The organism is Alloyangia pacifica (genome assembly GCF_020524285.1).
GTDB lineage: Bacteria > Pseudomonadota > Alphaproteobacteria > Rhodobacterales > Rhodobacteraceae > Salipiger > Salipiger pacificus_B.
In genome coordinates, this window is sequence record NZ_JAIVKX010000004.1 from 139656 (window position 1) to 160242 (window position 20587).

Annotated in this window: 23 protein-coding genes; 17 read left to right on the forward strand and 6 right to left on the reverse strand. The window is 67.7% G+C overall.

Annotated elements, in window-relative coordinates; genetic code table 11:
• Positions 1-29: 29 nt before the first annotated feature.
• On the reverse strand, positions 30-242 hold the full coding sequence (locus LC039_RS07030; protein WP_226622628.1) for a hypothetical protein: 213 nt from the start codon (positions 240-242) through the stop codon (positions 30-32).
• A 407-nt stretch (positions 243-649) separates the two neighbouring features.
• Here LC039_RS07030 and LC039_RS07035 point away from each other — a divergent pair, with 407 nt between their 5' ends.
• The 5 genes from LC039_RS07035 to LC039_RS07055 all read left to right on the forward strand — a co-directional run bounded on the left by LC039_RS07035 (position 650) and on the right by LC039_RS07055 (position 4342).
• Positions 650-1513: an MBL fold metallo-hydrolase gene (locus LC039_RS07035; protein WP_226623204.1), complete on the forward strand. Its 864-nt coding sequence runs from the start codon at positions 650-652 to the stop codon at positions 1511-1513.
• A gap of 116 nt (positions 1514-1629) precedes the next feature.
• The gene (locus LC039_RS07040) at positions 1630-2058 is read left to right on the forward strand and encodes a YeeE/YedE family protein (protein ID WP_226622629.1); all 429 of its coding nucleotides are present in this window, start codon (positions 1630-1632) and stop codon (positions 2056-2058) included.
• Position 2059: 1 nt separating this feature from the next.
• A complete protein-coding gene (locus LC039_RS07045; protein ID WP_226622631.1) occupies positions 2060-2512 on the forward strand; it encodes a DUF6691 family protein in 453 nt (150 codons plus the stop codon).
• Between the two features lie 10 nt (positions 2513-2522).
• Positions 2523-2951: a TIGR01244 family sulfur transferase gene (locus tag LC039_RS07050; RefSeq protein WP_226622636.1), complete on the forward strand. Its 429-nt coding sequence runs from the start codon at positions 2523-2525 to the stop codon at positions 2949-2951.
• 209 nt (positions 2952-3160) lie between these two features.
• Positions 3161-4342 carry a GAK system CofD-like protein gene (locus LC039_RS07055; RefSeq protein WP_226622638.1) on the forward strand — a complete coding sequence of 394 codons (1182 nt, stop codon included), beginning with the start codon at positions 3161-3163 and terminating at the stop codon, positions 4340-4342.
• Positions 4343-4354: 12 nt separating this feature from the next.
• On the opposite strand, the gene LC039_RS07060 is transcribed toward LC039_RS07055, so the two are convergent.
• Positions 4355-5809, reverse strand: a complete 1455-nt coding sequence (locus LC039_RS07060) for a DUF2252 domain-containing protein (RefSeq protein WP_226622640.1) — start codon at positions 5807-5809, stop codon at positions 4355-4357.
• A 507-nt stretch (positions 5810-6316) separates the two neighbouring features.
• Here LC039_RS07060 and LC039_RS07065 point away from each other — a divergent pair.
• The 6 genes from LC039_RS07065 to LC039_RS07090 all read left to right on the forward strand — a co-directional run bounded on the left by LC039_RS07065 (position 6317) and on the right by LC039_RS07090 (position 11229).
• Positions 6317-6670 carry a GlsB/YeaQ/YmgE family stress response membrane protein gene (locus tag LC039_RS07065; protein ID WP_226622642.1) on the forward strand — a complete coding sequence of 118 codons (354 nt, stop codon included), beginning with the start codon at positions 6317-6319 and terminating at the stop codon, positions 6668-6670.
• A gap of 97 nt (positions 6671-6767) precedes the next feature.
• The gene (locus tag LC039_RS07070) at positions 6768-7079 is read left to right on the forward strand and encodes a hypothetical protein (RefSeq protein WP_226622644.1); all 312 of its coding nucleotides are present in this window, start codon (positions 6768-6770) and stop codon (positions 7077-7079) included.
• 41 nt (positions 7080-7120) lie between these two features.
• Positions 7121-7399 (forward strand): hypothetical protein, encoded by a 279-nt coding sequence (locus LC039_RS07075; RefSeq protein ID WP_226622645.1) that lies wholly within the window; start codon positions 7121-7123, stop codon positions 7397-7399.
• A gap of 74 nt (positions 7400-7473) precedes the next feature.
• On the forward strand, positions 7474-8508 hold the full coding sequence (locus LC039_RS07080; protein ID WP_226622646.1) for a L,D-transpeptidase: 1035 nt from the start codon (positions 7474-7476) through the stop codon (positions 8506-8508).
• Positions 8505-9137: an SH3 domain-containing protein gene (locus LC039_RS07085; protein WP_226622649.1), complete on the forward strand. Its 633-nt coding sequence runs from the start codon at positions 8505-8507 to the stop codon at positions 9135-9137. Before LC039_RS07080 ends, LC039_RS07085 begins: the two co-directional genes overlap by 4 nt.
• A gap of 121 nt (positions 9138-9258) precedes the next feature.
• Positions 9259-11229, forward strand: a complete 1971-nt coding sequence (locus tag LC039_RS07090) for a multiheme c-type cytochrome (RefSeq protein ID WP_226622650.1) — start codon at positions 9259-9261, stop codon at positions 11227-11229.
• On the opposite strand, the gene LC039_RS07095 is transcribed toward LC039_RS07090, so the two are convergent.
• From LC039_RS07095 to kduI, 3 genes are all read right to left on the reverse strand, one after another.
• Entirely contained in the window at positions 11218-11871 is a 654-nt protein-coding gene (locus tag LC039_RS07095; protein ID WP_226622656.1) for an NAD(P)H-binding protein, read from the reverse strand. The genes LC039_RS07090 and LC039_RS07095 overlap by 12 nt on opposite strands.
• 158 nt (positions 11872-12029) lie before the next feature.
• Positions 12030-12773, reverse strand: a complete 744-nt coding sequence (gene kduD / locus LC039_RS07100; RefSeq protein ID WP_413463816.1) for a 2-dehydro-3-deoxy-D-gluconate 5-dehydrogenase KduD — start codon at positions 12771-12773, stop codon at positions 12030-12032.
• Positions 12773-13597 (reverse strand): 5-dehydro-4-deoxy-D-glucuronate isomerase, encoded by an 825-nt coding sequence (gene kduI, locus LC039_RS07105; protein WP_226622658.1) that lies wholly within the window; start codon positions 13595-13597, stop codon positions 12773-12775. Before kduI ends, kduD begins: the two co-directional genes overlap by 1 nt.
• Positions 13598-13925: 328 nt before the next feature.
• Between kduI and LC039_RS07110 the strand changes: the two genes are divergently transcribed.
• Together LC039_RS07110 and LC039_RS07115 are read left to right on the forward strand one after the other, a co-directional pair.
• Positions 13926-14666, forward strand: coding sequence for a FadR/GntR family transcriptional regulator (locus LC039_RS07110; RefSeq protein WP_226622659.1), 741 nt, complete (start codon positions 13926-13928; stop codon positions 14664-14666).
• Positions 14667-14684: 18 nt separating this feature from the next.
• Positions 14685-14993 carry a cupin domain-containing protein gene (locus tag LC039_RS07115; protein WP_226622660.1) on the forward strand — a complete coding sequence of 103 codons (309 nt, stop codon included), beginning with the start codon at positions 14685-14687 and terminating at the stop codon, positions 14991-14993.
• Between the two features lie 191 nt (positions 14994-15184).
• Here LC039_RS07115 and LC039_RS07120 read toward each other — a convergent pair whose 3' ends face one another.
• Positions 15185-16093, reverse strand: a complete 909-nt coding sequence (locus LC039_RS07120; RefSeq protein ID WP_226622661.1) for an AraC family transcriptional regulator — start codon at positions 16091-16093, stop codon at positions 15185-15187.
• A gap of 212 nt (positions 16094-16305) precedes the next feature.
• Between LC039_RS07120 and LC039_RS07125 the strand changes: the two genes are divergently transcribed.
• The 4 genes from LC039_RS07125 to LC039_RS07140 are packed head-to-tail and all read left to right on the forward strand — an operon-like array spanning position 16306 to position 20519.
• Positions 16306-17187, forward strand: coding sequence for a carbohydrate ABC transporter permease (locus tag LC039_RS07125; RefSeq protein WP_226622663.1), 882 nt, complete (start codon positions 16306-16308; stop codon positions 17185-17187).
• 2 nt (positions 17188-17189) lie between these two features.
• Entirely contained in the window at positions 17190-18113 is a 924-nt protein-coding gene (locus tag LC039_RS07130; RefSeq protein ID WP_226622664.1) for a carbohydrate ABC transporter permease, read from the forward strand.
• Between the two features lie 4 nt (positions 18114-18117).
• Positions 18118-19224 carry an ABC transporter ATP-binding protein gene (locus LC039_RS07135; protein ID WP_226622666.1) on the forward strand — a complete coding sequence of 369 codons (1107 nt, stop codon included), beginning with the start codon at positions 18118-18120 and terminating at the stop codon, positions 19222-19224.
• 29 nt (positions 19225-19253) lie between these two features.
• The gene (locus LC039_RS07140) at positions 19254-20519 is read left to right on the forward strand and encodes an ABC transporter substrate-binding protein (RefSeq protein WP_226622667.1); all 1266 of its coding nucleotides are present in this window, start codon (positions 19254-19256) and stop codon (positions 20517-20519) included.
• The last annotated feature ends 68 nt before the right edge of the window (positions 20520-20587 follow it).

The window sequence follows — 20587 nt, forward strand, 5'->3', positions numbered from 1 at the left end:
TGCACCAACGGCAGGCAGGGAGCTGCCGATCAGATCGGCATATTGTCGAAGCGGGCCTCGAGCTCGGCATCGACCTCGCTGCGCAGCCGGTCGCGCACATGCGCGGGCAAGGCAACGCCACGCACCCGGGCCTCGACCGCGAGGCGCTCAAGCTCGGCCACGAGGGCCGCGTGTTCGGCGCCCTGCGCGTCCTCCAGGGCGCGCTCGACCGTATCGATGCGGCGTTTCAACCTGTCGTCCATCTGGTCTTCCTCCTCGAATGTTTGCCGGGTGCGGGGCGAAGATCCTTCGCCGCCGCTGGCGCCCAGACCGCACTTCGGGATTGCCCCTTTGGCTGTCGCGCCGCCCCTCAATAGCTTGACCAAGGCCGCCGGATCCTTGCGGAACCGAACGGCACACGCCCGGGGCGCGGCTGCGTGCCCGCCCCTGAGGCCATTCAATTCTTGCGTCGTCCTCCCGTATCGGCGCGTTTCATCCCCTGCCCCATGCCCACGCGCGGCCCTGGGGGCGCTCGTCGGATGGGGGGTTGTTACTTGGGAATCGTGCACCGATACGCCGATGATGACCATGATATGGGTCAATCGCAACGAATCCTTGAACACGCATTCAGCTTTTACTATATGAACCTCAAACGGAGGATCGTCCCATGATGACACCTGAAGTCACCGCCTTCTTCGACGAGGCAACCAACACCATCTCCTACGTCGTGCGCGACCCTGCGGGCAGCGCCTGCGCGGTCGTCGACAGCGTGCTCGACTTCGACTACGCCTCGGGCCGCACCGACACCCGCTCGGCCGACGCCATCATCGCCTTCGTCAAGGAGAAGGGCTACAAGGTCGAATGGCTTCTGGAGAGCCACGTGCACGCCGACCACCTCTCGGCCGCGCCCTACATCCAGCGCGAGCTGGGCGGCAAGATCGGCATCGGCGAGCGCATCACCGTGGTGCAGGACACCTTCGGCAAGGTGTTCAACGAGGGCACCGAGTTCCAGCGTGACGGTTCGCAGTTCGACAAGCTCTTCGAGGAGGGCGACAGCTTCCACATCGGCCAGCTGCGCGGCGACGTGCTGCACACGCCGGGCCACACCCCGGCCTGCCTGACCTACGTGATCGGCGATGCCGCCTTCGTCGGCGACACGCTGTTCATGCCCGACTTCGGCACCGCGCGCTGCGACTTCCCCGGCGGCTCCTCGGAAACGCTCTTTGCCTCGATCCAAAAGATCCTGGCGCTGCCCGACGAGACCCGCATTTTCGTCGGCCACGATTACAAGGCGCCTGGCCGCGACGACTACGCCTGGGAGACCACGGTGGGCGAGCAGAAGGCGCTCAACATCCACGTCGGCAGCGGCAAATCCGCCGAGGAGTTCGTCAAGATGCGCGACGAACGCGACGCGACCCTCGCCATGCCCAAGCTGATCATCCCGTCGCTGCAGGTGAACATGCGCGCCGGCCAGATGCCGCCCGCCGACGAAAAGGGCGACGTCTTCCTGAAGGTGCCGGTCAACAAGCTCTGACCGCATAGGGCCACCACTCACGACACCATGCGCGCTCCGCTTCCGGGCGGGGCGCGCCTCTCATTACGGACAGCGGGCGCATTTGGGGGCGGCCGCACGACAAAGGAACCGCACATATGCCAATTGACTGGATTTGGGGCCTGATCGGCGGCCTGCTGATCGGCACCGGGGGGGCCGTCTACCTGCTCGTCAACGGGCGGATCATGGGCGCCTCGGGGATCATCGGCGCGCTGGTCGACGGATCGGCCGGCGACAGCAAGTGGGAGCGTATCGCCTTCCTCGCCGGGGTCATCCTGCTGCCGATCCTGCTCCTGCCGCTCTACGGCGGCGCGGTGGACACGCATATCACCGAAAACATCCCCGTGCTGGTCGCCGCCGGCCTGCTGGTCGGCATTGGCACGCGGCTGGCCAACGGCTGCACCTCGGGCCACGGCGTCTGCGGCATGTCGCGCCTGTCGCTGCGCGGCTTCGTCGCCACCTGCTGCTACATCCTCGCCGGCGGTGTCGGCGTGGTGATCTTCCGCCACCTTCTGGGAGTGATCTGACATGGGCAATTCCTCTCCGGCCCGCCTCTTCTTCGCCCTCGTCGCCGGCGGTTTCTTCGGCGCGGGCCTGTTCGTCTCGGGCATGACCGACACCGCCAAGGTGCAGGGCTGGCTCGACGTCTTCGGCGCCTGGGACCCGACGCTGGCCTTCGTGATGGGCGGCGCGATGATCCCCATGGCGCTGGCCTGGCTCTTCGCGCGCGGCAAGACCCGCGCCGCGCTCGGCACCCCGCTGCCGCCGCAGCCGGGCACGCAGATCGACCGCAAGCTGGTGATCGGCTCGGTGCTCTTCGGCATCGGCTGGGGCCTCGCCGGGCTCTGCCCGGGGCCGTCCATCGCCTCGCTCAGCTACGGCGGCGCCGGGCTCTACGTCTTCGTCGCGGCGATGCTCACCGGCATGTTCGTGGCCCCGGCCCTGCGCAGGAGACTCGACAAGCCGGTACCGGCGGAATAACCCGTCTGCCATGGATATGAACCGCATCACCCCCCGCTACACCGTCTCGCCGCAGATCGCGGTGGAGGATGTCCCCGCCCTTGCCGAGGCCGGCTTCAAGCTGGTCATCTGCAACCGCCCCGATGGCGAAGTGCCGCCCGAGCTGCAGGCCGAGACCATCGGCGCCGCGGTGCGCGCGGCGGGCATGGAGTTCGCGGTTCTGCCGGTGACCCACGACGGCCTGACCCTCGATCTCGTCGCCGAACAGGCGGCGCTGATCGAGAACGCGCCGGGGCCGGTCTTTGCCTACTGCCGCTCTGGCACGCGCTGCGCGACGGTCTGGGCGATGGGCCAGGCGGGCAAGATGCCCACCGATGACATCCTGCTGGCCACCGCCAAGGCGGGCTACTCGCTCGACGGCATGCGCCCGACGCTGAACGCCATCGCAGAGCGCGGCTGAGCGCCTGCCACACACGGATCGCAAAGGGCTGCCCCTCCGGGCAGCCCTTTTCTTGTGTCCGGTCTCCTGCCCGGGCCGCTGCGGTCAAACCGTGACTTGCGCGGGAGAAAATCCGCCGCTTCGTCACCCGCGGGCTTCGCAGCAGCGCCCGGCTCTGGCACAGTCGCCGGCAATCAAGACACGGCACATCGAGCAGAGCAGGCAGCCGGATGACCAGGATCACCCTCCAGCGCAGCGCCGAGCTGCCAGACGACCTGCGCGTCGCGCGCTCGCTGAGCGCGCCGCACCTCGGGCCGCGGCTTCTGTTCTTCAGCGGCGGCAGCGCGCTCAACAAGGTCTCGCGCGCGCTGAAGCGCTACACCTACAACTCCGCGCATCTGATCACCCCCTTCGACAGCGGCGGCAGCTCGCAGGTGCTGCGCGAAGCCTTCGACATGCCCGCCGTGGGAGATCTGCGCAGCCGGCTCATGGCGCTGGCCGATGAAAGCGAGCTCGGCCAGCCGGACATCTACGCCCTCTTCAGCCACCGCCTGCCCAAGACCGTGCCCAACGCGCCGCTGCGCGCCGAGGTCGAGACAATGCTTGCGGGCCAGCACCCGCTGATCAAGGCGGTCTCCGCCCCGATTGGGCTGCTGATCCAGGACCTGCTGCGCGAGTTTCTCGTCGCCGCGCCGATGGATTTCGATTTTCGCGGCGCCAGCATCGGCAACCTCATCCTCGCCGGCGGCTACCTCGCGCATGGCCGGCAGCTCGAGCCGGTGCTGTTCCTGATGTCGAAGATGGTCGACGTGCGCGGCACCGTGCGCGCCGTGGTCGACTGCAACCTGCAGCTCGGCGTGGAGCTGGCGGACGGGCGGCAGATCCACGGCCAGCGGCAGATCAGCGGCAAGGAGGCGGCGCCGATCGACACGCCCATCGCCCGGCTGTTTCTCAGCCAACACGGCAAGGAGGTGCCCACCGGCTCGGTGCCCTTGCCGAAGCGCAACCGCACGCTGATCCGCAGGGCGGATCTCATCTGCTACTCGCCCGGGAGCCTCTTCTCCTCGGTGATCGCCAACCTGCTGCCTGCGGGGGTCGGCCGCACCATCGCCCGCTGCGATGTGCCGAAGGTCTATGTCCCCAGCCTCGGCACCGACCCCGAGGCGCTGGGGTTGGGCCTTGCCGACCGCGTCGCCGCGATCCTCGCGCCGCTGCGTGCGGATGCGGGCATGGAGGTGCCTGCGACGCGGCTGATGACCCATGTGCTCTGCGACAGCTCCGACGACCCGGCGGCCTGCGCCGAGGTCACCGAACGCCACGGCATCCCCTGCCACCGGCTGCCGCTGGTCGGCGACGAGCCGCAGCGTTACGACCGCGAGCTGGTCTGCGCCGCCCTCGTGTCCATGGTCTGAGGGCGGCCCGGTTCAGCGGTAGCGCTTCTCGGTCATCTCGAAGGCCCCCAGGTCCAGGTCGCGCCTGAACATCTCGTGGTCCCGGCGCAACCGCGCCACGGCTTCCTCGGCGAAACAGAGAATGTCGTCGATGAACAGCTTGCCCGGCTCCATCGCCTGCAGGATCGCCGGCTCGATGTCATAATCGAGCTGGCCCAGATCATCCGACCGCGCATGGGCCTGCGCCAGCGCACGCCCGCAGGCGAAGGCATAGCGCTTCCACTCCTTCTTCGACAGATCGTCGAGATCGGCGTCGTTGCGGAACGGCGCGCGCTCGCGCGACATGAAGCTCTCGCCCTCGATCTCGACGTTGCCGTAGAAGACATCGCCTTGTGCGAGGTGCACCGCCTGGCCGTGGGCGATGCGGTCGCCCTGGTCCCCGGCATCGAAGTCATGCGCGGGCACAAGCCCCTCGAGCGCCGAGCGCCGCGCCTTCTTGAACTCGATGATGATGTCGTCGCGGGCGCCGCCGGTCGGACCTTCGAGCAGCACGTAATAGCGCGGCAGGCCCAGCGAGGCGGTCCCCTGCCCGTGCCGCATCGCCACGTCCTTGACCTTCAGCGGACCGTGGCGGCCGCCCGCCTCAATGCCGTTCTGCCCGGCCAGCAACTTCACCAGCTTCTGAAACTCCTCGACGCGGCTGCTCACCGGGGTCAGCTCCTCGTTGGCACGGAAGCCGCGACCGGTCTCGTCGAGGTAGCGCTTTGCGAGCCACTTCTCGCGCGAGCGCCCGGCCTTGCCGAAGATCGGCCGGATGATCTTCGGGCAATTGTCTTCGCGCATCTCGACGTTCAGCTCGGTGTTGTGCTCTGCGTAGAAGGCCATGCCCTCGCGGTACCCCTTGAGGAACTTCTTGGCGATCTTGCGCTGCTTCTTGCGGCCCAGCCCGCCCTCGACCTCGGCGGCGATCATGAAGCCCGCGGCACCGCGCTTGAGGTCCCAGATGAACGGCGCGTAGATCACGTCGTCGAAGTCGTTCACCCCGAAGATCGGCACGTTGTCGGCATTGGGCATGACGCCGAAATTGTCCGGGTGCACGTCACCCAAGCAAAGCACCGTGGGCATGCGCGCATCATCCCCCGCCATGTCGCGGTGGAACAGCAGCGAGGTGCCGCGGAAGAAAGAGAAGAAGGACTCCGAGAGCACGCGGAACTTCTCGTCCGCCCCCGCCGCCTTCTGGTCGATACGCACCATGTGGTCCTCGATGATCGTGCTGCGCACGTGCAGGCGCCGCGCCTGCCCCGTCAGGTCGCGCGGGCGGAACACCGCCGCCTCGTCGTCAACCCGGCGGGAGAGCCGCGCGTAATCCGCGGTGCGGCGGCGCATCTCACCGACCGGCTTGGCCGCGCCCGACTTCGGGGCCTGTTTCGAGGTGGTCTTCGAGCCCCGCTTATCTGCGTCCGGCTTGGCTTTCTGCGTCGTGCTCATCTTGTCCTCCGTGCGCTTCGGTTGCTCCTCCAACCGGCAGCGGGCCGCACGGGTTCCACGAACCGCGCTCCGGCAGAGTTCCGCCGGAAAAAGATGTTTATCGAATGTATGATATTATTCCGGGCATTTCCGGTACCCTGATCCCGTTATCCGGTCTGAAAATCTTTCGAATCAAACGTTTTACCCAAGTTCCCGTTGCCGCTGTGCCCCTCGCCAGACCCCGACCAGCCATGTGAGCAAGCCGCTCGGACAGGTAACGAGGGGGGCAAGATTTCAAGGGTGGACCCATTTGACTGCAGCCTGTTGCGAAGACACCATTTCAAAGGACGTCCGGCGCCGCCGGAACTTCCCGGCTCCCGCGCCTTCTGGACGATCTGTCGCGCATCAGGCCGCCTTTCCTCTCGTTCCTCTCCATCACATCGCCCCGGTGTGCGCGCATCGCGCAGCGACCGGCTCCGGGGCACGCCCGCGCGCAGCCTGCGCGCCCATCCGCAAGGAGACGACACCATGAGACCGTTTCACATCCTCGCCGCCGCCACCCTGACGGCCGCCCCCGCGCTCGCGCAGGACGCGGCCGGAGATGCCATGGCCAGCGGCGGCAACGCGCTGGTCGGGCTGATCGTCACCCTGATCATCGGCGCCATCGTCGGCTGGCTCGCCAGCGTCATCATGAAGGGCGGCGGCTCGGGCCTCGTGATGGACATCATCCTCGGCATCGGCGGCGCGCTCGTCGCGGGCTGGCTTTTCCCGCTGATCGGCGTGTCCTTCGGCGCCGGGCTGATCCCCTCGATCATCGCCGCGGTGATCGGCGCCATCATCCTCATTCTCGTTGTCCGCCTGCTGCGCGGCGCGGCCCGCTGAGCCCCTGCCTTCGGCGCAGCATTCCGAGGCGCCGGCGGCAAGCTGCCCGCCCCGCTGACAGGGGCACGTTCTTTCAAACCAAGGGAGACTGACTGACATGACCCACTTCGACCGACTCGCGAAAGCCGCCTTTGGCCTTGCTGCGCTCGCCGCGCTTGCCGCCTGCGGCGGCTCGGAAGAGCCCACCGCCGAGATGCGTCCGGCAAGCGAAGCCGAATCCGCCTGCCTGCGCGATGTCGCCACGGCCGCGGGCACCACGGACATCGCCCTGATCAGCTCCGAGCCCACCGAGACCGGCACCATGGTGAAGGTCCGGGTCGGCGAGGACCGCACCCATTGGGATTGCGTCGCCTATGCCGACGGCACCACCGGCGAGATCATGGCCGAGCCGCATATGACCGAGGGCTGATCCGGGCCTGACATGACGGACAGGGCCGACGGACCGGACCGATGCGGACTGCGCTGATCCATGTGCTGACCCTGCTGCTTTGGGGGCTGACGCTGACCTACCTCGCGGCGCTGGGGCTGTTCATCATCGGGCAGTTCGGCCTTTTCGGGGCCCAGAAGGACCCGCTTGCGGGCGTCTTCCTGATCCCGCTCGGCCTGCCGTGGAACCGGATGATCGACGGTTTTCCCGAGACCCTCTGGCCCTGGCTCGCGGCGCTCGCGCCGCTGCTCAACATCCTGCTCGTGGCGCTGCTGCGCCGCGGGCTCTCCCGTTCCGCCTGACGAGATCCCGACCGACTGATGCCGTGCCGCCTCCCTCCCGCCCCGCGCCCCGCGCCGCACCACCGAGACGCGCCATGCTGACCCGCCGCCGCCTGCTGCGCGCCGGCGGTGCCGCGCTGGCGCTCGCCCCCATGGCCCCCATGACCCGGGCGCAGGAATTGCCGCTGGAGATCGACCGCATGGTCCCCGGCGAGTTCACCTGGCACCCCGAACGCGCGCCGCGCGGCCCGGTGGCGGTGATCATCTCGCTTCCCGAGCAGCGCGTGCACGTCTATCGCAACGGCATCCGCATCGCCGTCTCGACCTGCACCAGCGGCATGGAGGGCCACGAGACCCCCACCGGGGTGTTCACCGTCCTGCAAAAGGACGTCGACCACCATTCCTCGCTCTACAACAACGCCCCCATGCCCAATATGCAGCGGCTCACCTGGGACGGCATCGCGCTGCACGCGGGCAACCTGCCGGGCTACCCGGCCTCGCATGGCTGCGTGCGCCTGCCGATCGAGTTCTCGAGGCGGCTCTTCGAGGTCACCCACCTCGGCACGCCGGTCATCGTGTCGGGCCACAGCAGCGACCCCTGGGAGTTGATCCACCCCGGCTTCGTGCTGGCCCGGCTCAGCGAGGCCGAGCTCGACGGCGCGGTGCGCGAGCTGGAGGTGCGGCAGCGCCCCTCCGATTGGCCCGATGAATGGGACGAGAGCGACCCCTTCCCGATCACCACCGCGCTGGTCACCTCGCCCGACCGGCGCATCACCCTGCTGCGCGACGGGCGCGAGGTGCTGACCGAGAGCTTCCTGCTCGACGACGAGCGCCCGCTGGGCGAGCATGTGCTGGTTCTGAGCGCCGCCGCGCAGGGCCGCCTGCGCTGGCTCGGCGTCACCCACCAGCCCGACCCCGCGCGGCCGCTGCAGCCGGAGTCGAGCATCCTCGACCGGCTGGTGCTAAGTTCCGCGACCCGCGAGCGGCTGCTCGGCTACGCACACCCCGGGCTGACGCTGGTGATCTCCGACATCGCCGCCACCCCCGACCGCCGCTCGGACCGCGGCTTCGTCATCATGCAGAGCGGGCTGCTGCGCTCGCCCGAGCCCGAAGAGGCACCCCGGCCATGAAGCTCTTCCCGCCGCTGCGCGCCCTGCTCGCTGCGCTGCCTCTCGCGGCCCCGCTGCAGGCGCAACCCGCGCCGGTGCTGCCGCAGACCGATTTCGTCTACGTCACCAGCGAGGGCACGCTGCGAATGCGCGGCGCGCCCTCGACCGAGGCCCCGGTGATCACCGAGCTCGATCCCGGCGCCCTGCTGCGCAACCTCGGCTGCGTTTCGGACCCGCAGCCCTGGTGCCAACTGCAGAGCCTCGACGGTGCGCGGGCAGGATGGGTCGCGGCGGGCTATCTCGCGTCCTTCGCCGGGGCCGACCCGGCGGCGCTCGCCAGCCCCGACGTGCCCGCCACCGAGATCCGGAACATGGAAATGGGCGGCGGCCTTCTCTACGGCACGCTGCCGCCCGCCGGCATCCTCGATCTCGTCACCAGCGCCCCGGCGGACGAAGCGGTGACACTCACCCTCGACGCCCCGGGCAATATCGGCCTCGCCGCCTTCGTGCGCCCCGCCACGCTGCTCGCCCGCGGCGATGCCGGAACCCCGGTCACGCTGGTGCTGCCCGAGGGCGGGGAGCTGCTGCTCCGGCTTGCCGACCGCAGCGGCGCGGGCGGCGACTGGCAACTGAGGATCAGCCTCGACTGAAGCCGCCCCGCGCAACACCACCAAGGGTTGACGCAGCGACATCACTCGGAAAGGATCGCCTTGGCGCGCGCCGCGCCCAAGTCGTTTTTCTGCCTGAAATTTTTACGCCGGATCCCATTCCATGCCGCATCGTCTCGCCCGCCTCCTGATGCTCCTCGTACTGGCTCCTGGTCTCGCCCTGGGCACCGGTGCCGCGCTGGCACAGGACTACCTCGGCTCCGAGCGCTGCATCGCCTGCCACGAGGCCGCCGGTGAGGCCTGGCAAGACTCGCACCATGCCCTCGCCTGGACCGCGGCGACGCCGGACAACATCACCGCGGATTTCGACGGCACCGAGTTCACCCTCGGCGACATGCAGGCCCGTTTCAGCCTCACCCCCGAGGGCAAGGCCCATGTCAGCGTCACCGAACGTGACGGGGTGACCACCGAATACGACGTGCATTCGGTGATCGGCGTCGAGCCGCTACAGCAATACATCCTCGAGACCGCGCCCGGCCGCCTACAGAGCTTCGACGTGGTCTGGGACACGGAAAAGGGCGACTGGTTCCACCTCTACCCGCAGCAGAACTACGCCCCCGACGACGGGCTGCACTGGACCGGCCCCTACAAGACCTGGAACAGCCGCTGCGCCGCCTGCCATGCCACCGGCTTCGAGGCGAATTACGATCCGCAGGCGCGCAGCTTCGCTTCGACGCAGGTCGAGATCGGCGTCGGCTGCGAAGCCTGTCACGGCCCCGGCTCGGCGCATGTGAACTGGGCCGAGACCTACGAGACCACGCAGGAGGCCCCGCCCCCCGCCTCCGGCTTCACCGTCGACATGTCGGTGCCCGCGCAGGCGATAGAGCAATGCGCAACCTGCCACTCGCGGCGCGAGCCCTATACCGACGGGAACCCGGTGCCCGGCACGCCCTACCACGACACCTACAACCTCTCGCTGCTGCGCGAGGGCGCCTATGAGGCCGACGGGCAAATCCTCGACGAGGTCTACGTCTACGGCTCCTTCCTGCAGTCGAAGATGTACGCCGAAGGGGTGAGCTGCTCGAACTGCCACCTGCCGCATGAGGCCGAGCTGATCGCCGTGGGCAATGCCGTCTGCACCCAGTGCCACAGCCCGGCGGGCAACCCCGAGTTTCCCTCGCTGCCGCTGCAGGTCTTCGACGGGCCCGAGCACACCCACCACCCCGAAGGCTCGGCGGGTGCCCAGTGCAAGAATTGCCACATGGTCGAGCGCGTCTACATGGGCAACGACTGGCGGGCCGACCATTCCTTCCGCATCCCGCGCCCCGACCTCACCGCCGAGACCGGCGCCCCCGACGCCTGCACCACCTGCCACGAGGAGCAGACCCCCGAATGGGCCGCAGCCACGCTGGAGGCGTGGTTCCCCAAAAGCACCCACCGCGGCCCGCATTACGGCGAGGTGCTGGCGCACGGCCGCCGCGATGCCGCCCGCGCCGCGCCCGGACTGCGCAGCCTGTCGCAGGACACGGACATGGCGGGTATCGTGCGCGCCACGGCGATCTACCTGCTGGAGCAGGCCGGCGACCCGGCCGAGGCCGTGGCGCTGGAAGCCCTGCTGCAGGACCCCGACCCGCTGGTGCGCAGCGCCGCGGTGCGGCTGCAGCGCGTCGCCCCCGCAATGGAACGCGCGCCGCGCATCATGAACTCGCTCAGCGATCCCTCGCGCTCGGTCCGTATGGCCGCGGCGCAGTCGATGCTCGACGCGCAGATCGCCCATATGCCCGGACGCTACGAGCAGGCGCTACGCAGGGCCTTCGGCGAATGGCAGGCCTCCATGGCCAGCCGTCTCGACTTCCCCGAAACCCACCTGCAGATGGGCGGCATGGCGCTGGTGATGCGCAACATGCCCGCCGCCTCGAACGCCTTCGCCGAGGCCAGCCTCCTCGACCCGCAGCTCAGCGATGCCTGGATCATGCAGATACGCATCGCCTTCGCCACCGGCGACGAGGCGCGGGGTCGCGCGCTGCTGGGCGAGGCCCTGCAGAGAAACCCTGACAACGTCACGCTGCAGATGATGCGCCGCGAGCTGACCGGCGAAGACATGGACCTGCTGCCCCCGCCCTCAGCGGACTAGGGCGTCCACCGCCTCAGCCACCGGCGTATCGCCGTCCGTCAGCTCGACGATCTCGCGCCTGATCGCCGGCGTGTCGATCAGCCGCGCCAGCACCGCGGCCACGTTGCCACGCTTGACCGAGCCATAGGGCAGCGCGTGCGACAGGCTCACCGCGTCGTCGCCATCCTCGTGCAGCAGCGTGCCGGGGCGCAGGATCACCCAGTCGAGATCGGTGGCGGCCAGCGCAGCGTCGGCTTCCTTCTTCGTCTTCATGTAGACTTCGAACTTCGGCTTCACCTCGCCGCCCCGCCCGGCCTCGGGCATGGCCGACACGAGATAGACGCGCGAGATGCCATTGGCCTGCGCCGCTGCGATCACCTTGAGGGGGCCCTGCCCGTCGATCTCGGCGGTGCGCTCGAGCCCGCTGCCCGCCGCCCCCGCCGAGAAGACGATCACGTCATGGCCTTCGGCGGCCCTGGTCATCGCCGCAGCATCCATCTCCATGAGGTCGTCCTGCAGCGGCGCGGCGCCCTGCGCGCGCAGCACCTCCGCCTGATCGGGCGTGCGATGCAGAGCGGTGACCGCGTGGCCGGCCTCGACCAGCAGCGGCAGTAGACGATGGCCGACGCCGCCGGTGGCGCCGATGAGAAGGATGCGGGACATGGGAGAAGCCTTTCGATTTGCTCCCCTTCAGATGGCCCCCGAACCGCATTTCTCAAGAGAGGGGCGCGACCCACCCCGGATCGCGCCCCGCCGCTTCTTCTCTTTCAAGATACGCCCGCCGGAGGCGGTCCCGCCCTCGCCGCAAGCGCGGCAAACGTTCAGCGCGCCAGCCAGCCGCCGTCGACGTTCAGCACCGCCCCGGTCACGTAGCGCGCCGCGCGCGAGCAGAGGTAGGCCGCCGTGCCGCCGATGTCCTCGGGGTCGCCCCAACGACCGGCGGGGATGCGGTCGAGAATGGCCTTCGACCGCTCCGGGTCCGCGCGCAGGGCCTCGGTGTTGTTGGTGGCGATATAGCCCGGCGCGATGGCGTTCACGGTGATCCCATGCGGCGCCCATTCGTTGGCCAGGATCTTGGTGATCCCCGCCACCCCGTGCTTCGAGGCGGTATAGGCCGGCACCCGAATGCCGCCCTGGAAGGACAGCAGCGAGGCGATGTTGACCACCGCACCCTCCTGCCGCCGGGCGATCAGCTCGCGGCCAAAGGCCTGGCAGGTAAAGAACAGCGCCTTCATGTTGACGTCGACGACCGCGTCCCAGTCGTCTTCTGAGTAGTCCACGCTGTCGGCGCGGCGGATGATCCCCGCGTTGTTGACCAGCAGCGCGTAGCCCGCGCCCTTGAACACGTCCTTCGCCGCCATCGGGTCCGAGAAGTCGAGCAGCAGCGAGTCCGCCGTGCCGCCCGCCGCCTCGATGATCCCCACCGTCTCGTCGCAGGCGCGGCGGCCGACACAGGTCACAGACGCCCCCTGCCCGGCAAGCGCCACCGCGATGGCCTGGCCGATGCCGGTGTTGGCGCCGGTGACCAGCGCGCGCTTGCCCTCGAGCGAGAAGAGCCCCGACATCAGCGCAGGTCCTTGGGCTGGATGAAGTCCATGTCGGTGTAATCGACGTTGTCGCCCGCCATCGCCCAGATGAAGGTGTATTCGCCGATGCCCGCGCCCGAATGGATCGACCAGCTCGGGCTGACCACGCCCTCCTCGTTGGCAACGAAGAGATGGCGGGTCTCGTCCGGCTCGCCCATCAGGTGCAGCACGCGGCTGTCCTCGTCCATGCCCCAGTAGAGGTAGGCCTCCATGCGGCGGTCGTGGATGTGGCTGGGGATGGTGTTCCAGACCGAGCCTTCCTCGAGCGAGGTGTAGCCGAGGATCAGCTGGCAGCTCTCCATCACCTGCGGGTGGATGAATTGCTTGATCGTGCGCTTGTTGGAGGTCTCGGGCGCGCCCATGGTCACCTCCTTGCAGTCGGCAAGGGTGACCAGCTTCGACGGGTAGGCCTTATGCGCCGGGCAGGAGGTGATGTAGAAGCGCCCGGCCCCCGAGAAACTCACCGCACCGCTCCCCATACCGAGGTAGAGCACGTCGCCGCGTCCCATCTCGTAGGTCTCGCCGCCTGCCTCGACGGTGCCCGCCTCGCCGATGTTGACGATGCCCATCTCGCGGCGATCGAGGAAGCTCGGGGTCTTCGTCTCCTCCACCACGTCGAGGGTGAGCGTCCCGCCGCCCGGCACCGCGCCGCCCAGCACGAAGCGGTCGTAATGGGTGTAGACGAGGCGGATCTCGCCCTCGCGGAACATGCCCTGCGCAAGGAAGTGCTCGCGCAGCTCCTCGGTCCACATGTCGCGGGCGTGGGTCGGATGGATGGCGTGGCGGGTTTCGACGGTCAGCATGTGCTCTCTCCCAGAATCTCTCCCTGCCCGGCCGGCGCCGGCCAGACGGTCGCCGCCAAGGAACCACGGATGGGCCTCGCCTTCAAGATGTTATCATACAACATTGGCAAGCAGTCAGACCTCTGCGCGAATGAGCGCCGGCACCTCAGCCGGCAGCACGGAGACGTACACCTTCCTGAAACACATCCATAATTTCCGGCTTTGACGGGGATCGCAGATGCGGCGACGAGGACAGGCTGGCGCGAACGTCCCGGTGCCCGACGTGGACAGCCTTCCGGAAACCTGTATTATAGATCACACCCGAGCCAGGAGCGAGAAGACCAAGAACGTGACCGAGCAGAAAGTCAGAACAGCCCGCCCCTCGCGCGGCAGCGGCAAGACCCTCGTCGAACAGGTGCGCGACCGCCTGCGGGCGCAGATCGAGAGCGGACAATACCCGCCCGGCACCCGTCTGCCGAGCGAGGCGAAGATGACCGAGGAGTTCGAGGTCAGCCGCACCGTGGTGCGCGAGGCGGTCGCCTCGCTGCGCTACGACGGGCTGGTCGAGCCGCGGCAGGGCGCCGGAGTCTTCGTGCTCGACGCGCGCCCCGAGCTGGACCTGCCGTTCCAGAACATCGATTTCGTGCGCATCTCCTCGATGATCGAGATGCTCGAACTGCGCACCGCCGTCGAGGTCGAGGCCGCCGGTCTCGCCGCCCTGCGCCGCTCGCCCGCACAGGAAGAGCTGATCCTGCACGCGCTGACCGAGCTGCGCGCCCGCGCCGCCGCCGGGGAGCCGACCGTCGAGGCCGATTTCGCGCTGCATCTCGCCATCGCCGATGCCACCAACAACCCGCGGTTCCGCGACTTCCTGTCGATGATCGGCGCCAGCCTGATCCCGCGCCATGCGCTGAGCGACACCAAGGACGCCGCCACGGCCACCTACCTGCAGGCCATCGACGCCGAGCACGAGGCCATCGTCACCGCGATCCTCGATGGCGACGAGGACGCCGCGCGGCTGGCCATGCGCCTGCACCTCAAGGGGGCGCAGTCGCGCTACCGCAACCTGCTGCGCAAGACCGGGCAGTAGCCCTATCAGGAGCTTCTCATGAGCAATTTCCCCGTCGTCTTCCCCGACACCGGCGTCGCCCGCCAGGTGCTCGCCGACAGCCCCGAGCTGATGGTCGTCTCCTTCCGCTTCGAGACCGGCGCGCAGGGCGCGATGCATCACCACCCGCACGTGCAGTCGACCTATTGCGAGAGCGGGCGCTTCACCTTCTTCCTCGGCGACGAGAGCTTCGAGGTGAAGCCGGGCGACAGTTTCGTCATTCCCTCGGGCGCCAAGCACGGCTGCGAATGCCACGAGGCCGGGCGGCTGATCGACTGCTTCACCCCGCGTCGGGACGATTTTCTTTAACCTCGTCAACACTGCACCGTGAGCCGGGCGAGCGCCTGCCCGTGGGGTGGCGCTGCAACCTTGGCCGGGTGCGGTTTATCCTGGCCAAACCCGGACGACATGCGAAGGTTGCACGAGGACGACAAAGCGCCAGCCCGCAGGGACGGTCAGGCGCTTGCCCGGCGGCCTTCGGCCTTGACTCCGGGCCAACCCTACCCCTGCCCCAGCGCCCGCGCCTGATCGGCCTCGTCCATGCCCATGACCTGGCCGTCCTGTGCGCGCTTCACCCGCTGCTGGTGACCGCGCGGGCTGATGCCCATCTGACGCTTGAAGGCGCGGCTGAAGTAATAGGGGTCGGCATAGCCGATCTCCGCCGCCACCTGCGACGGGCCCATGCCGCGCTCGAGCAGCGACATGGCCCGCTCCATCCGGCAATATTCCTGGTACTGGCGCGGCGTGCGCCCGAGCCGGTCGCGGAAGGCGCGGTGGAAGTAGTCGGCGTTGTAGGGCGCTGCCTCGACCGCCTGCGCCGCCACCTCGGGATCGAGAGGCGCGGTGGAGATCTGCGCCGCCGCCTTCATCACCGCCAGATCGATCGCCGCCGCCCCGTCGATGGGCACCGCACCGCCCTGCCGCCAGCCGAGAAACGCGTCGTCGATGAAGGCGATCAGGAAGACCATGAAGAGATGATGCTGCATCAGCGTCACCGAGTTCGGCGGCGCGCTCTCGCGGTAGCCGCGGATCAGCGGCGCCAGCTCGTGCCAGCGCGAGAGCCGCACCTTCCGGCGCAGGTCCATCTGCGCGATGAGGTCGGCATCGCCATAGATCCCCAACGTGAAGTGCTGCGCCAGCCCGGTGTAGAGATCGGCACCCTCGTTCCAGCCGCGGAAGGTCTCGCCCCGGCGCAGCAGCATCGCCTCGCCCGGCGCCAGCGTTAAGCGCTCCTCGCCGACCATGTACTCCCCCTGCCCGTCGAGCGCGATCACCAGATCCTCGACCGGGTTCTCCTTCTCGATCCGCCAGAGTTTCGAATGCTGCATGCGGATGGCCGAGCGGGTCAGCGTCAGGGTCAGCGCCGTGGCGGGCACCCGGTCGAGAATTGAACCTCCGATTTCGTCCATCTTTTTCGCCATCTTGGTGAATTCAATCCAAGCTCGCCATCTGTCATGAATTCATCATACAACTGTACAGGACCGCCTGTCACCCGCCAGCCCCGAGGAGGGGGCCAGCTGACGCTACGGGATGGGCGATCTCCGCGCAGTTCGGGAGGACACATGCTTATTTCGCCGAAGTTGGCCGCCGTTCCGGCGGGCCGCGGCACGGGAGGCCGGCCATGACGCGCAAGCGCGCCCTGGGGCTTGGCTACCTGTCGCCCTACATCATCGGACTTCTGGTCTTCACGATGATCCCCTTCGGGGCATCGCTCTATCTCAGCTTCACCGACTACAACCTGATGTCGGCGCCAAGATGGACGGGACTGGAGAATTACATTGATCTCTTCACCAAGGACCGGACGTTCCGCCGTTCGCTGACGGTGACCTTGATCTACGTCTTCACCACGGTGCCGCTGAAGCTCGCCTTCGCGCTCTTCATCGCCTACATCCTCAACTACAAGCTGAAGTTCATCAACTTCTTCCGCACCGCCTTCTACGTGCCCTCGATCCTTGGCGGGTCGATCGCGATCGCGGTGCTCTGGCGCTACATTTTCGCCTCCGAAGGGCTGGTGAACATGATGCTGACCGGGCTCGGCTTCGAGGCGGTGAACTGGTTCGGCGATCCGCAGAACGCGCTCTTCACCATCACCCTGCTGCGCTGCTGGCAGTTCGGCTCGGCCATGGTGATCTTTCTCGCGGCGCTCCAGTCGATCGACAAATCGCTCTACGAGGCGGCCGAGATCGACGGTGCGAGCAAGGCGCATTGCTTCATCTTCATCACCATCCCGCTGATCACCCCGGTGATTTTCTTCAACCTGATCATGCAGATGGTCCAGGCCTTCCAGGAATTCAACGGCCCCTACATCATCACCCAGGGCGGCCCGCTGAAGTCCACCTACCTGCTGCCGATGTACATCTACGACGAGGCCTTCCGCCGCTTCGACATGGGCTATGCCTCGGCCATCGCCTGGGTGCTCTTCGTGATCATCATGGTGCTCACCCTCGCGGCCTTCTGGTCCTCGAAGAAGTGGGTCTACTACGCCGGCGACAAGCGGAGCTGAACATGACCGATATCTCACACGCCTCCGATGTCCTCTCTGCCGGCGCCGACGGCCTTGCAGAGGCCCGCGCCGCCAACGCCCGGCAGATCCGCAACGCCAAGATCTCGGCCGCGCTGCGCTACATCATCCTCTTCGGCGTCGGGCTGATGATGCTCTACCCGCTGATCTGGCTGGTGGGCGCGTCCTTCAAGACCAACGCCGAGATCTTCGCCAACCCCGGCTTCATCCCGCAGGAGCCCACCACCGAGGGTTACGCGAAAGGCTGGGAGACCTCGACCCCCTACACCTTCGGGCGGTTCTTCCTGAACTCCTTCCTGATCATCCTGCCCAAGGTGATCGGCACGGCGATCAGCTGCACGATGGTGGCCTACGGCTTCGCCCGCTTCGACTTCCCGCTGAAGAAACTGCTCTTCGGCTCGGTCATCGCCATCCTGCTGCTGCCCAACGTGGTAACCCGCATCCCGCAGTACCTGCTGTTCCGCGATCTCGGCTGGCTCGACAGCTTCCTGCCGCTCTGGGTGCCCTCTGCCTTTGCCGGTGACGCCTTCTTCGTCTTCATGCTGGTGCAATTCCTGCGCGCCATCCCCGGCGACATGGAAGAGGCGGCGCGGGTCGACGGCGCGAACAGCTGGCAGACGCTGGTGTTCATCGTGGTGCCGATGCTGGCCCCGGCCCTCATCTCGGTGTGCCTGTTCCAGTTCATGTGGACGATGAACGACTTCCTCGGCCCGCTCATCTACATCAGCTCGGTCGACAAGTACCCGGTCAGCCTGGCGCTGAAACTCTCGATCGACACGACCGAGGCGTTCGAATGGAACCGCATCCTCGCGATGTCCGTGCTCACCATCACGCCCGCGCTCATCGTGTTCTTCATGGCTCAGAAATACTTCATCGAAGGCATCTCTGCCGGTGGGGTGAAAGGATAATCCAATGGCACGTCTGCAACTCAACAAGCTCGAAAAGGTCTATGGCGGTGCCTTCAAGGCGGTGCACGGGATCGACCTCGATGTGGAAGAAGGCGAGTTCATGGTGCTGGTCGGCCCCTCGGGCTGCGCCAAATCCACCACGCTGCGGATGATCGCCGGGCTGGAGGAAGTGACCAGCGGCGAGATCCGCATCGGCGACCGCATCGTCAACGCCCTGCCCCCCGGCAAGCGCCGCATCGCCATGGTGTTCCAGAACTACGCGCTTTACCCGCATATGAAGGTGCGCTCCAACCTCGCCTTCGGCCTGCGTCTTGCGCATGTCCCGAAGGCCGAGCGCGAGGCCGCCGTGCAGGAGGTGGCGCGCATCCTCGAGATCGAGCCGCTGCTCGACCGGCTGCCCAAACAGCTTTCGGGCGGTCAGGCGCAGCGCGTGGCGCTTGGCCGGGCGCTGATCAAGAAGCCCGAGGTGTTCCTCTTCGACGAGCCGCTCTCGAACCTCGACGCCAAGCTGCGCGCCTCGATGCGGGTGCGGATCACCGACCTGCACAAGCGTCTGAAGGCCGAGGGCCGCCCCTCCACGGTGGTCTACGTCACCCATGACCAGACCGAGGCGATGACCATGGGCGACCGCATCTGCGTGATGAAGGACGGCCACATCATGCAGGTCGCCACGCCCAAGGAGCTTTACGACCGCCCCGCCAACCTGTTCGTCGCGGGCTTCATCGGCTCGCCCGAGATGAACGTGATCGACGGCGAGATCGAGGGCACCGACTTCCGCCTTGGCGGGCAGGTTATCTCGCTCGACGACGCGGTGCTGAACCGGATGCACGCCAAGCCGCAGGAGGCGGCGCTCGGCATCCGACCGCAGCACATGAAGCTCTCTGCGGGCAACGGGCTCACTGCCCGGCTGCGCTCGGCGGAGTTCATGGGGCACGAGGTCTACCTGCACGCCATGCTCGAGGGCAAGGAGATCACCACCGTCGCCGGAGCCGCCGAGTACGACTCGCTCGACCGCTCGGACGAGCGCATCCGCCTGACGCCCGACCTTGGCCACGCCCATATCTTCGACCGCGCGAGCGGCGCGAATGTATCCCTGCCCCTCGCGGGCTGATCCGAGAACTAGGAGGAGGAGTTTTCAAAATGAAATCAACGATCAAAAAGGCGCTGCTCGCCAGCGCACTGGTGCCCTGCGCGCTGTCGTCGGCACAGGCTGCCGACCTGCGGATGAGCTGGTGGGGCGGCGAGTCCCGCCACGTCGCCACGCAGGAGGCGCTAAAGGCCTGCGGCGAGAAATACGGCCATACCATCGCCCCCGAGTTCACCGGCTTCTCGGGCTACCTCGAGAAACTCACCACCCAGATGGCGGGCGGCACCGAGGCCGACCTCATCCAGGTCAACTGGCCCTGGCTACCGCTCTTCTCGCGCGATGGCACCGGCTTTGCCGACCTACAGGATCTGGGCGCGGTGGACCTGTCGCAGTACCCGCAGGCCGATCTCGACGGCGTCACGGTGAAGGGCCACGTGCAGGGCATCCCGGTCTCGACCACGGGCCGCGTGTTCTTCTTCAACACCACCACGCTGGAAGAGGCCGGGCTGACCCCGCCGACCACCTGGGAGGAGTTCTTCGGCGCCGCCGAGGCGCTGCGCGACAAGGAGGGCGAAGACTACCGCCTGTTCAACGCCGTCTCGGAAAGCGCCCAGCTTCTGGTCTCGCTCGCCGTCACCCAGAAGACCGGCAAGGACCTCGTCGACCCCGAGTCCAACCGCGTCGCCTGGACCCCGGAAGAGCTGGTCGAGGGCATCAAGCTCTACCAGCGCATGGTCGACACCGGCGCCATCCAGTCGCGTCAGGACGAGGCCGCCGAGGGCAACGTGAAGCTCTACGAGAAGACCGCCTGGGCCGAGGGCAAGATCGCCGGCTCCTACGAGTGGGACAGCACCTACTTCAAGTTCTCCGATCCGCTGCAGGAAGGCGAGGTGCTCACCCCCGTCCCCATGGTGACCTTCGAGGACGCGGTGACCGAAGGCGTCTACCGCAAGCCCTCGATGCTCTTTGCCGTCTCAAAGAACTCCGACCACCCCGAAGCGGCGGCCGAGATCCTCAACTGCCTCGTCAACGAGCCCGAGGGCATCGACGCGCTTGGCGTCACCCGAGGCCTGCCGGCCTCGAAGGTGGCGCTGGAGCGGCTCGAGGGCGCGGGCGAAATCCAGCCCGAGCTGCTCAAGGCGCATGACATCATGATGGCCTCCGAGGGGCCCGCCGTCTCGCCCTTCAACGAGCACCCCGAGCTGCGCGCCACCTTCGTCGACACGCTCGAGGAGTTCTCCTACGGCATGGTCAGCGCCGAGGAGGCCGCCGCCTACATCATCGAAGGCGCCAACGACGTGCTGAGCCAGTTCGACTGACGCCACGATACCTCCCTGCGGGCGGCCCGCCACTCCGGGCCGCCCCACCCCAACCAAGACGAAAGCCC

Excerpts from the sequence above, each read along its gene's own strand:
- LC039_RS07030 (WP_226622628.1), bottom strand. The coding sequence starts at position 242 with ATGGACGACAGGTTGAAACGCCGCATCGATACGGTCGAGCGCGCCCTG.
- LC039_RS07035 (WP_226623204.1), top strand. The coding sequence starts at position 650 with ATGACACCTGAAGTCACCGCCTTCTTCGACGAGGCAACCAACACCATC.
- LC039_RS07040 (WP_226622629.1), top strand. The coding sequence starts at position 1,630 with ATGCCAATTGACTGGATTTGGGGCCTGATCGGCGGCCTGCTGATCGGC.
- LC039_RS07045 (WP_226622631.1), top strand. The coding sequence starts at position 2,060 with ATGGGCAATTCCTCTCCGGCCCGCCTCTTCTTCGCCCTCGTCGCCGGC.
- LC039_RS07050 (WP_226622636.1), top strand. The coding sequence starts at position 2,523 with ATGGATATGAACCGCATCACCCCCCGCTACACCGTCTCGCCGCAGATC.
- LC039_RS07055 (WP_226622638.1), top strand. The coding sequence starts at position 3,161 with ATGACCAGGATCACCCTCCAGCGCAGCGCCGAGCTGCCAGACGACCTG.
- LC039_RS07060 (WP_226622640.1), bottom strand. The coding sequence starts at position 5,809 with ATGAGCACGACGCAGAAAGCCAAGCCGGACGCAGATAAGCGGGGCTCG.
- LC039_RS07065 (WP_226622642.1), top strand. The coding sequence starts at position 6,317 with ATGAGACCGTTTCACATCCTCGCCGCCGCCACCCTGACGGCCGCCCCC.
- LC039_RS07070 (WP_226622644.1), top strand. The coding sequence starts at position 6,768 with ATGACCCACTTCGACCGACTCGCGAAAGCCGCCTTTGGCCTTGCTGCG.
- LC039_RS07075 (WP_226622645.1), top strand. The coding sequence starts at position 7,121 with ATGCGGACTGCGCTGATCCATGTGCTGACCCTGCTGCTTTGGGGGCTG.
- LC039_RS07080 (WP_226622646.1), top strand. The coding sequence starts at position 7,474 with ATGCTGACCCGCCGCCGCCTGCTGCGCGCCGGCGGTGCCGCGCTGGCG.
- LC039_RS07085 (WP_226622649.1), top strand. The coding sequence starts at position 8,505 with ATGAAGCTCTTCCCGCCGCTGCGCGCCCTGCTCGCTGCGCTGCCTCTC.
- LC039_RS07090 (WP_226622650.1), top strand. The coding sequence starts at position 9,259 with ATGCCGCATCGTCTCGCCCGCCTCCTGATGCTCCTCGTACTGGCTCCT.
- LC039_RS07095 (WP_226622656.1), bottom strand. The coding sequence starts at position 11,871 with ATGTCCCGCATCCTTCTCATCGGCGCCACCGGCGGCGTCGGCCATCGT.
- kduD (WP_413463816.1), bottom strand. The coding sequence starts at position 12,773 with ATGTCGGGGCTCTTCTCGCTCGAGGGCAAGCGCGCGCTGGTCACCGGC.
- kduI (WP_226622658.1), bottom strand. The coding sequence starts at position 13,597 with ATGCTGACCGTCGAAACCCGCCACGCCATCCATCCGACCCACGCCCGC.
- LC039_RS07115 (WP_226622660.1), top strand. The coding sequence starts at position 14,685 with ATGAGCAATTTCCCCGTCGTCTTCCCCGACACCGGCGTCGCCCGCCAG.
- LC039_RS07120 (WP_226622661.1), bottom strand. The coding sequence starts at position 16,093 with ATGGACGAAATCGGAGGTTCAATTCTCGACCGGGTGCCCGCCACGGCG.
- LC039_RS07125 (WP_226622663.1), top strand. The coding sequence starts at position 16,306 with ATGACGCGCAAGCGCGCCCTGGGGCTTGGCTACCTGTCGCCCTACATC.
- LC039_RS07130 (WP_226622664.1), top strand. The coding sequence starts at position 17,190 with ATGACCGATATCTCACACGCCTCCGATGTCCTCTCTGCCGGCGCCGAC.
- LC039_RS07135 (WP_226622666.1), top strand. The coding sequence starts at position 18,118 with ATGGCACGTCTGCAACTCAACAAGCTCGAAAAGGTCTATGGCGGTGCC.
- LC039_RS07140 (WP_226622667.1), top strand. The coding sequence starts at position 19,254 with ATGAAATCAACGATCAAAAAGGCGCTGCTCGCCAGCGCACTGGTGCCC.